This window comes from Vreelandella sp. EE27, from assembly GCF_968206495.1.
Genome location: NZ_OZ309109.1, coordinates 3,561,405 through 3,574,506, shown reverse-complemented (window position 1 = coordinate 3,574,506; position 13,102 = coordinate 3,561,405). Strand labels below are relative to the sequence as shown.

At 57.7% G+C, this 13,102-nt stretch carries 10 protein-coding genes; 4 read left to right on the top strand and 6 right to left on the bottom strand.

What is annotated here, in order from left to right; genetic code table 11:
* Positions 1 to 131 precede the first annotated feature (131 nt).
* The 4 genes from ACWHVV_RS16785 to ACWHVV_RS16770 all read right to left on the bottom strand — a co-directional run bounded on the left by ACWHVV_RS16785 (position 132) and on the right by ACWHVV_RS16770 (position 4,876).
* A complete protein-coding gene (locus ACWHVV_RS16785; RefSeq protein WP_447927225.1) occupies positions 132 to 2,108 on the bottom strand; it encodes a methyl-accepting chemotaxis protein in 1,977 nt (658 codons plus the stop codon).
* Between the two features lie 388 nt (positions 2,109 to 2,496).
* The gene (locus ACWHVV_RS16780; RefSeq protein WP_447927224.1) at positions 2,497 to 3,426 is read right to left on the bottom strand and encodes a 5-oxoprolinase subunit C family protein; all 930 of its coding nucleotides are present in this window, start codon (positions 3,424 to 3,426) and stop codon (positions 2,497 to 2,499) included.
* Complete coding sequence (pxpB, locus tag ACWHVV_RS16775) at positions 3,423 to 4,127, bottom strand: 5-oxoprolinase subunit PxpB (RefSeq protein ID WP_447927223.1); 705 nt, start codon at positions 4,125 to 4,127, stop codon at positions 3,423 to 3,425. Before pxpB ends, ACWHVV_RS16780 begins: the two co-directional genes overlap by 4 nt.
* Positions 4,124 to 4,876 carry a 5-oxoprolinase subunit PxpA gene (locus ACWHVV_RS16770; protein ID WP_447927222.1) on the bottom strand — a complete coding sequence of 251 codons (753 nt, stop codon included), beginning with the start codon at positions 4,874 to 4,876 and terminating at the stop codon, positions 4,124 to 4,126. The genes pxpB and ACWHVV_RS16770 overlap by 4 nt, the downstream gene beginning before the upstream one ends.
* 547 nt (positions 4,877 to 5,423) lie before the next feature.
* Here ACWHVV_RS16770 and ACWHVV_RS16765 point away from each other — a divergent pair.
* From ACWHVV_RS16765 to ACWHVV_RS16755, 3 genes are all read left to right on the top strand, one after another.
* Positions 5,424 to 6,401, top strand: coding sequence for a TRAP transporter substrate-binding protein (locus ACWHVV_RS16765; protein WP_447927221.1), 978 nt, complete (start codon positions 5,424 to 5,426; stop codon positions 6,399 to 6,401).
* A gap of 69 nt (positions 6,402 to 6,470) precedes the next feature.
* A complete protein-coding gene (locus ACWHVV_RS16760; protein ID WP_447927220.1) occupies positions 6,471 to 7,034 on the top strand; it encodes a TRAP transporter small permease in 564 nt (187 codons plus the stop codon).
* 95 nt (positions 7,035 to 7,129) lie between these two features.
* Positions 7,130 to 8,434 (top strand): TRAP transporter large permease, encoded by a 1,305-nt coding sequence (locus ACWHVV_RS16755; protein WP_447927219.1) that lies wholly within the window; start codon positions 7,130 to 7,132, stop codon positions 8,432 to 8,434.
* Positions 8,435 to 8,442: 8 nt separating this feature from the next.
* Here the strand turns inward: ACWHVV_RS16755 and ACWHVV_RS16750 are convergent, their stop codons facing one another.
* Entirely contained in the window at positions 8,443 to 9,972 is a 1,530-nt protein-coding gene (locus tag ACWHVV_RS16750; RefSeq protein WP_447927218.1) for a sensor domain-containing diguanylate cyclase, read from the bottom strand.
* A gap of 293 nt (positions 9,973 to 10,265) precedes the next feature.
* Entirely contained in the window at positions 10,266 to 11,012 is a 747-nt protein-coding gene (locus ACWHVV_RS16745; RefSeq protein ID WP_447927217.1) for a sulfite exporter TauE/SafE family protein, read from the bottom strand.
* A gap of 401 nt (positions 11,013 to 11,413) precedes the next feature.
* On the opposite strand from ACWHVV_RS16745, the gene ACWHVV_RS16740 reads away from it, so the two are divergent.
* Positions 11,414 to 13,093: a methyl-accepting chemotaxis protein gene (locus tag ACWHVV_RS16740; protein WP_447927216.1), complete on the top strand. Its 1,680-nt coding sequence runs from the start codon at positions 11,414 to 11,416 to the stop codon at positions 13,091 to 13,093.
* Positions 13,094 to 13,102: the final 9 nt, after the last annotated feature.

The following is a 13,102-nucleotide window of genomic DNA, read 5'->3' as shown; positions in this document are numbered from 1 at the left end:
GTGGTCAGCAGAGCACCTCAACACTTGGCTTTCGCCGGTGGGCCGACCGTTTAACGCCGATGATAAAAAAACCCGCGATCCAGGATCGCGGGTTTTTTTACAGGCGAGTGTCAGGTGAGAGGCGAAACGTCTTAGAACTCTTCCCATTCGGCAACATCCTGGCGAGCAGCACGCGGGGCGGCAGAGTGCTCGGGCTTTGGAAGCGCGCTGGCGCTACGCTGCGTAGACGGCAAGGGGGATGTGAAGGAGGTGGTTTCGTTACCCAACACGAAATCACTCATCAGCCGATCCAGACGCTGGGCATTCTCGCGCATTTGCGCGGCCAGCGAGGCGTTTTGACTGACCATCGAGGCGTTCTGCTGCGTCATGGTGTCCATTTCCGCCACCGCGGTGTTGACCTGCTCGATGCCCGCCGTTTGTTCTCGAGCGCCGGCGGCAATCTCGCCCATGACGTCGGTCACTTGGGTGATGCTTCGATGGATCTCTTCCATCTGCTGAGCCGCCGCGGAAACGATCTGGTTACCCTCCTGGGTGTGGCCCACCGACACATCGATCAGGGCACGGATATCCTGAGCGGCGGTAGCCGAACGGCTGGCAAGCATGCGCACTTCACTGGCAACGACGGCAAAACCGCGGCCCTGTTCGCCTGCGCGGGCGGCTTCGACCGAGGCATTGAGCGCCAGAATGTTGGTCTGAAAGGCGATCGAGTCGATCAAGCCGATAATATCGCTGATCTTGTGAGAGGACTCGGTAATCGCCTGCATTTTGGTCTGCATCTGGCGCATGGACTCGTTGCCACGTTGCGATGCACCGGACGCCTCGAAAGCCAAGCCATTGGCCTGTTCGGAAGCTTGCGAGGTGTGGGCGACCGTCGAGTGAATTTCCTCCATCGAGGCGGAGGTTTCCTGAAGGTTGGCCGCTGCCTGGTCGGTACGCGTAGAGAGCTCCTGCGTGCCGTCCGCGATGTCGCCGGCGCCGGCCAGCACGGTCTGCGCGTTTTGGCGTACCTCCTGAAGCGTTTCCTGCATCCGCTCCACGAAGGCGTTGAAGCCTTTTGCCAAATCGCCCACTTCGTCCTGGGATTTGACCTCCAGACGGCGGGTCAAATCCCCTTTGCCCTGGGCGATATCCGCCATGGCGCTGGCGGTATGCCGGATGGGGGCAAGCGCTCGGCGAGCGGCGAAAGCGACCACGACCAGCAATAGCCCAAAGAGAATTAGGCCCGCCACCAGCAGTGAGAGCAATAGATGGTGGGTTACGCCGGTAAACACGGCGGCGGGCACGGTAGTGCCCACCACCCAAGCCGTATCGTCGACCGGGTTCCACATTAGGGTTTTATGCTCACCGCTTGGCATGGTGGCTTGGCCCGAGCCTGGCTGGCCACCCAGCATCTGAGTGCCAAGCGCGTTCAAGCCTTCGTAACCATGGGTTTGATCGCCACTGGTGTAGTTAAGCGCAAGGCGATAAGACGCCTCCGGATGAGCGATGACGCGCCCTTGGCTATCGAGCATCCAGCCGAAGCTGCCTTCACCGACCTCGATCTCAGAAGTGATAGATGTCAAAGATTCGAGTGAAAGGGCGACGCCCAGTAGCCCCATCCGGTTGCCGCGCTCATCGAATATCGTCTCGACCATCAAGGCGGCCGGTTGATTGGTGGCCTTGGAGATGAAAGGGTCGAGAAGCAGGCTATCCGCGGTGCCATCCACTACCAGCGCTTGGAAGTAGGGGCGTTCGGCGATATTAAGCGGCATACCTTCCTGATTAATCGTATTGCCGGCCGTATCCGAGACAAACAATGACTCGATGGTGCCATCCGACACATGACGTTTGGCGAGCCAGTCAACGTGTGAAGCAAGCGGAGCGCCCTGCGCCAGGCGTTCATCCTGCGCTAATACGTTGAGCCAACTGCGATAACCATTGATCCATCGACTGACCTCATCGGCCCGCGCGTCTACCTGGCGCATAGCGGTATTGTTGATCAGTGAAGGAATCGCCTGATTAAGTTGCATGTTGACGACTACGCCCAGCACGATGGCAACGGCTAATAAGGGTAACGCCACTGCGAAGAGCAGTTTTTGCGTTAACGATAGGCGATAAAGCGTGTTCATTGATAGCCCCAATAAATCGAGAAACGACCGTTGCTGCCCCTCAGCGACGCAGCGTGATCGAAAGAGAATTGTGTTTAGTGTTGTGACAGGCGTTATTAACGGCGACTAAGCGCGAAGCTTGAGCAAAAAATTGCCCGGTAGGGTGGGGCTGTTTCATTCTTTGGCCATTCAACCCCTCGTAACACTGGCCAACGTCATTCCGGTCTTATGTGGCTTTTTTTGTTAATCGTTTTAAATTGAGGCGCTTATAGGAGCAGTTTGCCCGGGCGCTCTGCCCTGATGGCGTACCCGGGGGCGCGACCACCCCGGGCCTTGTTGCCGATGGCTTGAGCAAGTACGAGATGAATATCCCGTGCCTGGATCCGTTACCCCCTTGCTGCTAGCAAGTTCACACCCATGCTGCGAGCTGTTTTCGATATAAAAGCTGTGCCCGGGTGGCGCTTATCGGTTGAAGCCGGACTTCGGTGCCGGGCAGGCACTGGGCGAGCAGCGCACAGGCGCTGGGGGTAAGCGCGCCGATACGTGGGTAGCCACCGATGGTTTGGCGGTCGTTCATCAGCACGATGGGTTGGCCGTCCGGCGGCACCTGGACCGCGCCCAGGGGAATGCCCTCCGAGACGATACCCGACAGCGCGCTTTGAAGCGGCGCTCCGGTCAGGCGAACCCCCATACGATCGGCGCGCTGGTCGACCGTCCAGGGTTGATTGAAGGCGTTATAAAGGCTTTGTCCGGCGAAGTGGGATGACTGAGCACCCAGTACCATCGGTAAGTGGTTGCCTGAGATGGGCAGCGGTAGCTGCGTGCCCTGCGGCAAAACGCGTGAGGCGAGCTTGCCGCCAAACCAGGTGAGGCGGTCGCCCGTTTGCAGCGGCTTGCCGTCATCGTGAAGCCCGCCCATCTGTTCACGCGCGGTGCAGGCGCGGCTGCCCAGCACCTCGGGAGCGTGCAGCCCGCCTGGAAAGGCGAGGTAGGCGCGAAGCCCGGCCTTGGGCTGACGAAAGATCAGACGCTGCCCGGCGCGCAGAGTGAAGGAGGCGTTGGGGGCCTGCGGCGTATCGTCGATGTGGGCGTCCAGGTCGGCGCCGGCCAGCGCCAGTGTGACGTCCTCTTCGGCTTCCAGCGTTAGATTGCCGCCCATCACCACCTCGAGCGCTGCCTGAGTGGGGACGTTACCCAGTAGCCAGTTGGCCCAACGAAACGAGATCCAGTCCGCCGCACCGCCTTGCGTCACGCCCAAGTGATTGACGCCAAAACGGCCGATATCCTGAATCAGCGCAAGTGGGCCGGCCTGGCGCACGATCAAACCTTTCTGGCTCATGAGCGCTCCTTTAGCGGGGTGGGATCGCCGCCGGCCGCTTCAAAGTCCGCCTGGGAGACTGATTTGAAGCGCACTTTATCGCCGGGGTGAAAAAGCGGTTCGCCTTTCTTGGCGTACTCGAATAGCGGTACCGCCGTGCGACCCAGAATGTTCCAGCCGCCGGGGGAGGCCAGTGGGTAAATGGCGGTTTGCCGCTCGGCGATACCGACGCTGCCCGGTGCGACGTGCTTGCGCGGCGTTTGCAGCCGGGGCGTGGCCAGGTCTTCGTCGACCAACCCCATGAAGCCGTAGCCTGGCGCGAAACCAAGAGCGAAGACACAGTAGTCGTGGCTAGTGTGACGCTCGATGAGTTGCTCCACGCTGATGCCGGCGCGTTCGGCTAGGCGGGGGAGCTCCGGCCCGACGCTTTCGTGGTACCAGACGGGTATCTCGTGGAGCTGACCGTTTTGCGTATCTGCGGGTGCCAGGTCGGCCAGGGCAGACTCGATCAAGGCCTTTGCCTCGGCAAAGAAGAGCTTCTGACAGTCGTAGTGCACAAGCAGCGTGGTATAGGACGGGATCAGATCAATCAGCGCCTCGCTGAAAGCACGGCGTAGCGCGGTATCCGCGGCGATGATCCAGCCCATGTTGGCCTCATCGATGGCGTCAAAAAGACGAACCGTGATCGCCTCCATGGCGGCGGTTTCAAGACGCAGCTTCACGCCGATTCCATCGCGTCGAAGGCCTCGCGAATGGCTTGCACCGCCGCAACAGACTCTGGATTGTCGCCGTGCACGCAGAGCGTGTCGCAGGGAAGTTGAAGCGGTGTGCCATCGAGGGCGGTGAGGGTCTCGCCCCGGGCAAGCGCTTTGGCCTGGGCGACGATGCTCGCCTGCTCTTGATGCACGGCCCCGGGCAGGCGGCGTGAAACCAGGTGGCCGTTGGCGTCATAGGCGCGGTCGGCGAAGGTCTCGAACCAAAGTGTCACGCCCATTTGGGCGGCAAGCTTACGGTGTGGTTCGCTGTCGGCGGTGGCCATTACCATTAGCGGCAGGCGCGCATCGAAGCCGCGAACGGCGCGCATCGCCCCTTCCAGAAGCTCCGGGTTGGCGGCCATGTCGTTATACATCGCCCCATGAGGCTTGATGTAGGCAAGCTCGGCGCCTTCGGCGCGGCAAATCCCGGCCAGCGCCCCGGCCTGGTAGAGCATCATGTCCTCGACTTCCGCCGCCGAACAGGCCAGGGAGCGCCGCCCAAAGCCCATTAGATCCGGGTAGCCGGGGTGGGCGCCGATGCGCACGCCGTGCTGGGCGGCCAGCGCCACCGTGCGACGCATGACGTGGGGGTCGGAGGCGTGATAGCCACAGGCGATGTTGGCGCAGTCGACATAAGGCATCACCTCGGCATCCAGCCCCAGAGTCCAGTTGCCAAAGCTTTCGCCCATGTCACAGTTGAGCAAAGGGAGGGCCATGACGTCTCCAATTTTATGTAAAGCGTTGTTGATCGTATGTAATGAAAATTCCACCAATATAGGGGAAAGGCTCTTCACGTTACCAATCGTTTTTCCCCAAATGTTTCGTAATTGGTTTCTAACACCATGTCATTTATAAGAAAAATAGTTGGCGATGGGTCCTGGTCCAATGATCGAATGGCCAATACGATAAAGCGAAGCGGCAGGCGCATGCGGCTTGAGTGGTTCATGACGGCGAGTCCAAATTAACTTCCGTTTGAAGCGAGCCATACATTTGGCCACTAAACACCAATACTTAACTCCTTGGCTGTGTATTTTGGCCTCGAATTTGCAGTGTAAATAGTTCACATCGTCGAGCGCGCTTTGCGACTGGAGCCAGCGGTGGGCCAGTTTTATCGTATTGCGCTACCCAAGCACCTGCTGGCGATGTACTACGATGTTATCTGACGAAGAGCCCGTTATTCACGTTTTACCGGTCAATGGGTTCAAATCCTTGTCTTTTCACTCTACACACCACTACAAGATGCCTAAAGAGAGGAAACAACGTATGCGACTCACAACACCGCTGGTGCTGGTCTCCGCCTGTACGATGGCTTTTACAGCGCAAGCCGATGAGTGGACCATGGCAACGCCCTACGGCGATGCAAGCTTTCATACTCAAAACACCCGACAGTTCGCCGAAGATGTGGCCGAGGCAACCGATGGGGAGCTGACGATCACCTTACACAGCGGTGGTTCGCTGGTATCTCACGGTGAAATCAAATCGTCGGTACGACGTGGCACGATCGACGCTGGTGAGGTGTTTTTATCGGTTCTCTCTAACGACGATCCGATCTTTGAAGTGGATACCCTGCCCGGCGTAGCTGGCAGTTACGACGAGGCGTTTGCGCTGTGGCAAGCCACCAAACCCATGATGACCGAACTGTTCGCTGCCGAGGGGTTAATGCCCCTGTACGCGGTAGCTTGGCCGGCCCAGGGGATCTATACCGCCGAAGAACTGGCCGACCCTGGGCAGTTTGAAGGGCTTCGGGTTCGCGCGCCAAATATCAATACCCAGCGGTTCATCGAGTTTTTAGGCGGCAGCCCCACCGAGACCGAAGAGTCGGACATCCCGACAGCGTTCAGCACCGGACGCGTGGACGCCATGATCACCTCGAGCTCTACCGGCAATGCGATGACGGCTTGGGACTACGTCTCCCACTACACCGATGCCACTTTGTGGTTCCCCAAAAATATCGTGTTCATTAGTCAGCGCAGTTTTGATCGTTTAGATGAGCCAACCCAAGAGGCCCTGATGGAGGCCGCTGCGCGAGCTGAAGAGCGTGGCTGGCAGTCAAGCCGCGAAGACAACCAGCAGAGCCTTGAGGCGCTTGAAGAGAATGGCATTACGGTGTCTCAGCCCAATGAGGATATCGCCGCTGCTTTGCAGGAGGCCGGGGATGAGCTCTTTCAGGATTGGCTCTCGCGCGCCGACGATGATGCCGAACAGGCACTCGACGAGTACCGCGAACAGATTAATAACTAAGCCCTGTCGTACAGGAGGCGGCGAAGCGCCGTCTCCTCACATTCGCGCGTTTTAGTGAGGCAGCGCACCATGGTATTCAAACTTGATAAGCTCTATCGCCTTGGGGCGTGGGGCGCAGCGGCGTGCATGATCGCTATCTGTACGCTAATTACACTCCAGGTACTTTTTCGTTTAATTGATGCGCTTTTGGTCCTGATCGGACAAGGCCGATTGGGAATCAGTATTACCGGGGTCTCCGAAATGGCGGGGTACCTTCTGGTGGGAGCGACCTTTCTGGGGCTGGCCTACACCTTCACGCACCATGCTCATATTCGCGTCACACTGCTGATCTCGAAGCTCCCTTCGAGTGTGCGTGTCTGGTTTGAAGTGTTCGGGCTGGTAGTGGCTCTCGCCATCAGTGTTGCGCTGGGCTATAGCCTGGTCGGGCTTGCGCGCGAAAGCCTTCAGTATAACGATGTCTCCTCCGGCTTTTTATCGCTCCCCCTTTGGATACCCCAAACGGTATTGATCATAGGGGTAGGACTTTTGTGCCTGGCGCTCACCGAAGCACTGATCATTACACTCCGTATTGCCAAACGCGACCCGTCCCGCTTTCGTGAGGCAACTGCCACCGAAGATGGCAACATGCATTGAGCATTCGTGTTCGCGCTATGTAGCATGAGCGCGCCGGCCCAGCATATCGATCGCTCGAGCGCCTCGATGAATAATACAACGTTGGAGAAGAGCCCGTGCTACTACTGAGTTTGGTTACTATTGTCACCCTCTTTGCGCTGCTGGGAAGCGGGGTGTGGGTCGCCTTTGCCCTCATGGGAACAGCCTGGATAGCGCTTGAGTTTTTCAGTCCCTTTGCGCCCGGGTCGGTGCTGGCATCGGATTTCTGGGGCGCCAGTTATGGATGGGATTTAACCGCGCTGCCCATGTTTATCTGGATGGGCGAAATACTGTTTCGCTCCGGCTTGGCCGACAACATGTTTCGTGGGCTTTCGCCTTGGCTAAACCGACTCCCCGGACGTCTGTTGCATACCAATATCATTGGTAGTGGGATGTTTGCCGCCGTATGCGGCTCCTCAGCCGCTACCTGTGCCACGGTCGGCAAGATGACGTTGCCTGAACTCGAGCGGCGTGGCTACGACAGCAATATGGCGATCGGCACTCTTGCAAGCGCCTCGACGCTTGGTCTTTTGATCCCTCCCTCGATCGTCCTGATCGTTTACGGCGTGGTGACCGAACAGTCGATCTCGCGGCTCTTTATGGCGGGTATTGGCCCGGGGCTCATGATTTTGGCTCTGTTTATGAGTTACCTGGTGCTCTGGTCGTTGCTCAAGGGGCGAAAAGCGGGGCTGACCGGCGCCGATGAATCCGACATGTGTTTGAAAGAGAAACTGCGCAATACGTTGGCCCTGTTGCCCATTCTTTTATTGATTGGCGGTATCATCGTTTCCATCTACGGGGGACTTGCTTCACCCACGGAAGCCGCTGCGGTAGGAGTCGTGCTTTCGATTATCATCGCGCGCATCAACGGCCAATTCGATCGTGACATTTTCACCGGCTCACTCTTCGCTGCGGTACGCACGGCCTGCATGATCGCCTTTATCATCGCCGGGGCCTCTTTTCTGACGTCGGCCATGGGCTTTACTCAGGTGCCCATGCGTTTGGCGGAGGTGATCAGTGAAATGGGGCTGTCGCCCACTATGTTATTGGTAGCATTGACCCTGTTACTGCTGATAATGGGCTGTTTTCTGGATGGTATTTCGCTAATCTTGTTGGTAACAGCCATCATCATGCCGGTGATTAGCGCTGCGGGATTTGATTTGATCTGGTTCGGTATCTATCTGGTCATCGTCGTAGAAATGTCCCAGATTACCCCGCCGGTTGGGTTTAACCTGTTCGTCATTCAAAGCCTGACCGGCAAGGATATTCTGACAATAACCAAAGCCACGGTACCGTTTTTCCTGCTAATGATGCTCGCTATTGCGATGATGCATCTTTTCCCGGCTATCGCGCTTTATCTGCCCCGGGCAATGACGGGCTGAGTACCCACTCAACGCCCATAAATTGCCACACCGCTGCGCCCGGCGCGCTTGATGTGGTACATGCTCTGGTCGGCGGCGGCGATCAGTTCGTGCTCGTTGTCGAAGACACCGTCTTGCACACAGGCAATGCCGATGGAGACGGAGATATGAAGTGGGGTTTCGCCGCTGTAGAACATGGGTTCTTTTTCGAGTAACGCCATGATGCGGTGCGCGAGTCGCTCGGCGTTTTGCGCCGTTTCATCGGGCATGATGATGAGAAACTCCTCGCCGCCGTAGCGCCCAGCGATATCCGAGGCGTCGACCAGCGAAGCGAGCACTTTGCCAAAGCGCTGCAGCACGTTGTCGCCGGCGCGGTGGCCGTGCTGGTCGTTGAGCTTTTTGAAGTGGTCAAGATCGATGAATACCACGGACAGGGTGCGGTTTTTCTGACGGCACAGGGTAAAGCGCATCTGAAGCTGTTCATCGAGCCAGGCGCGATTGGCCAACTGCGTGAGAGGGTCGATACGGCTTCGCTCGAGCAGCGCGTCGTGCTGATGCTCCAGTTGTCTGAAGCTCACCTGCTGTGCCTCCAGCCGCGCGCTAATAGCGAGAGCGTGCTGAAACAGCAGCTGTTTCGCCTCGCTCAGTACTTCCTGGCTATCGATAGGCAACGGCACGGCCAGCTTGAGTAGGTCGCTTAACAGATTGATTTGCTGATGCATTCGATGGAACAGCGATTCGAGCAAGACCACGTGCTCGGTATCCGAGGCAGAGAGTTCATAAAGCAACGTTGCAAAGGACTGAGCCGGGGTATTCGATAGCCACGCATCCGCCAGCGGGCCTGAAAAGCGGACGCATATGTCGAACGGGGCCTTCGCCAACACGCTGTCGTGGCTCTCGTCGATCGCGGTGACGATATTTTCCGGCAGGCCCCACTTGGCCGCCAGCCACGCGCCAATCAGCGTATGGTCGCAGCCAAAGCGCTGGCGCTCCTCCTTGGCGAGCCGCATGTGAGAGCGGTCGGGCTGGGTGTAGAGCGTGGTCGCTTCCTCGGGGTAAGCCATTTGCAGCGCCAAAATGCCAATGTCTTGCAGCAGCGCAACGGTAAACGCCTGGCCCAGATAATCGGGGCAGAGCGTTCGGGCAAGCTGGCTTGCAATCGCCGCCGAGGTAATGGCCCGCTGCCAGACCGGTATGGCGATCTCGTTGGTTTGGTCATCTTTAAAAAGTGCGAAGCTCAAAACTGCCGCCAGCGTCGCGTCGGTGCCCAAGCGCTGCGTGGCCTCAAGGCTCGTTTGCGCCGGGTTGGGCGCGCGCACGAGATGCGCCGTATTCGCCACCGCAATCAACTGCGCGGTAAGCGCCGGGTCGTGTTCGATGACACAGGCATACTCCTTGAGCGACGCGTCCGGCATGCGCGCGACCTCCAGCACCTGCATGGCGACCGCCGGCATCGACGGCAACGAGGCCGTATTCAAAAGTGATTTGCTTAGAAAGCTGGGCAACTTTTCCGACAGCGCTGCATAGAGCGTGCCGTTAGCCACTGAATGGCTCTTCATCTTCTCTCCATATGCAATGCTCAGCGCAATAAGCGATTATTATGGCCTCACGAAAGCATATACTTTTAAAGGACTTGCGTCGTCGTTAAAACGCTATAACGTCTTCTCTATACAGCAGAAATTGCTATTTAAAATTAGTCGAAAGCCGCTGATTTAAAGCGTCGTCAATTCTTCGGGCGCGCGTGTCGTGACAATGAGGCCGCCGCTCGTTTGCGTCAATTGGCGAAAGGTACAGGCACTCTGTCGCGCTTACGCCCCGGTAGATGCGCTCATTCGGGCCTGGAAACTTAGTGCTAAGCGCTTAGGGATTGCACGATCAGGTTGGTGCCCACCAGTAGCATGGCCAGGATGACCAGCCGGTAGAACAGTACATCGTTCACTCGGCTTTGCAGCCAAAGCCCGTTGCGCACCCCCACCCACGCCACCGGTACCAGTAAAAGCGAGGCCCAGGCACTGGTCAGGTTGACTTCGCCCAGCCACAGATACGGTCCGAGTTTGATGGCGTTGACGATGGCAAACGCCACCGCACAGGTAGCAATGAACGTCTCCTTGGCAAGTTTGCGCGGCAGCAGATACACGTTGAGCGGCGGTGCGCCGGCGTGGGCGATAAAGCTCGTGAACCCGCACACACTTGCCGCGGGCAGAGCCCAGCGTGTGGAGATGGGCTTTTTGGCGACCGGCTTTAACAGCATGTAAACGGCAAACACCAGCGATAAAAGCCCCAGTACCAGCCGAACGCCCTGATCGCTCAAGCTGCCAAACAGCAGCGTCCCGATCGCCACGCCGATAAAGAGCCCGGGCAGAAAGCGCCACACTTCTGCCATATCGTGCTTGCCCCACCACGCTTTCACCGCGAAGACGTCCATCACCAAAAGCAGCGGTAATAACAGTCCCGCCGCTTGGGTCGGGCTGATCACCAGCGCCATCAGCGGCACCGAAAGCGTGCCGAACCCTCCCGCAAAACCACCCTTGGAGACGCCGGTGAGGTACACGGCAAAAACGATCAATATCCAGGCGGTGGTGGAGTAATCGGGAAGCATGGGGACCCTGGTCTAATAAAGTGAAGTCTGCAACGCGTCGTGAAAGAGTCGAGTCGGGCACCCGACTCGCTTTCGGCGGAGGATAGTAACACGTCATTACTTCCTTACCGTCTTGTTTGAACTGATTTTCGACTTTTATCAGTGTGTTAATGGTTTTTGGCTATTTAGTTGAATAGATTAAATGAATTGAAGTTTTAATGGTTTTGGCCGTTTTTAGACATATCGGAAATGGGTGATCGACGACGAAACTCCGCTTTTTATCATGGGGCAGTCAGCTCGATCGTATTACTCTGCACCGCCGCTGATTAGCCTGGTTCGTTCAGCAGGCTGGCCTCAAGGTGTTGGTAGTAAAAGGAAACGCCTATAAAAAAGCGCTTTGAAGCGTTCGATCTTCAACCGCAATGGCGCCTATAAAACGACTGTTCAGTGAATGTCCCGTCCTGAGTTCTCTATCACCTAATGGAATATACATAATGAAATTCAAAGACCTTTCTATTAGTAAGCAGATTGGTTTAGGGTTTTTAGTGCCTGTCTTGTTTTTAGTGTTTACGGGGCTTTTGAACTCGCTCAGCCTTCGCAGCATTAACGACACCATGAGTTCTCTTTATTATGATCGCGTGGTCCCCTTGCAGGATCTTAAAGTGATTTCGGATTCTTATGCGGTGGATGTCATTGATGCCGTTAACAAGGCCAATGCAGGCTTGATGAGCGCCGAAGAGGCGCTCGAGGCGGTTCATGGCGCCCGCGATGTCATTGCCGATCGCTGGCAAGCTTATATAGCGACGACGCTGACGGCCGAGGAGGCGGCGATAGCCGATCAGGCCCAGGCGCTATTTGAACCAGCCAACCGCGCGTTGGATGGGCTCGAGCAAACGTTGCAAACCATGTCAGGGCGGGCCGTGGGCAGACTCGACGCTCACGATGGCGCCTTGTACGCCTCTATCGATCCTATAAGCGCGACGATCAATCGACTGATCGATGAGCAGCTCGTCGCCGCGCAGCGGGGGATGGAACATGGCGATGCCCGGTACTATCAGGCGATGCTGTCGACCCTGGTACTTGGGTTATTAGCGGTGCTGATATCGGTAGGCGCGGCCGTCGTCATCACGCGAGGTATTACCCGGCCGCTGGGCCAAGCCGTTCAGCAGTCCCAGGCCGTCGCCGATGGCGACTTATCGACCAGTATCGAACCCGACTCCCAAAACGAAATCGGTCAGCTGCTGATGGCGCAAAAGTCGATGGTCGCCAGTCTTGCCCAGGTGGTGTTCGATGTGCGCCGTAACGCCGAAAGCGTTGCGACGGCGAGTGCGCAAATCGCGCAGGGCAACGACGACCTGAGCCAGCGCACCGAGGTGCAGTCCTCGGCGCTTGAGCAGACCTCGGCTTCGATCGAGGAGATGGGCTCTAGCGCGACCCAAAATGCTGAAAATGCCATGAATGCCAACCAGCTTGCCGCCAGTGCCAGCACGGTCGCTCGGGAAGGGGGCGGTGTCGTGGAGCAGGTCGTACAGACCATGCGAGACATCAATGAAAGCAGCCGCCAGATTAACGATATCGTGGGTGTCATCGACAGTATCGCGTTTCAAACCAATATTTTGGCGTTGAATGCCTCGGTAGAAGCGGCGCGGGCCGGTGAGCAAGGCCGCGGCTTTGCCGTGGTGGCCGGTGAAGTGCGTAATTTGGCCCAGCGCAGTGCGCAAGCGGCTCAAGAGATCAAGGCTTTGATCAGTATCAGCGTAGAGCGCGTGGGTAAAGGCACTCAGTTGGTGGATCAGGCGGGCGTTACCATGCAAGACATCGTTGCCTCGATTCAGCACGTCAGCGATATCGTGGGAGAGATCAGTAGTGCCAGCAGCGAACAGAGCGCCGCCGTTAGCCAGGTGAGCCAGGCGATCAGCCAGCTCGATCACACCACCCAGCAAAACGCGGCGCTCGTTCAAGAGTCGGCCGCGGCCGCCGCAAGCCTTAAAGATCAGGCCCACGACCTGGTGGGGGCCGTGGAGAAATTCAAGCTGTCAGAACACCCTATAACGGCGAATACCAGCGGTCGGCCTTTGCTCGATAAAGCGCCCGCGAGGTGAAGGGGGTAC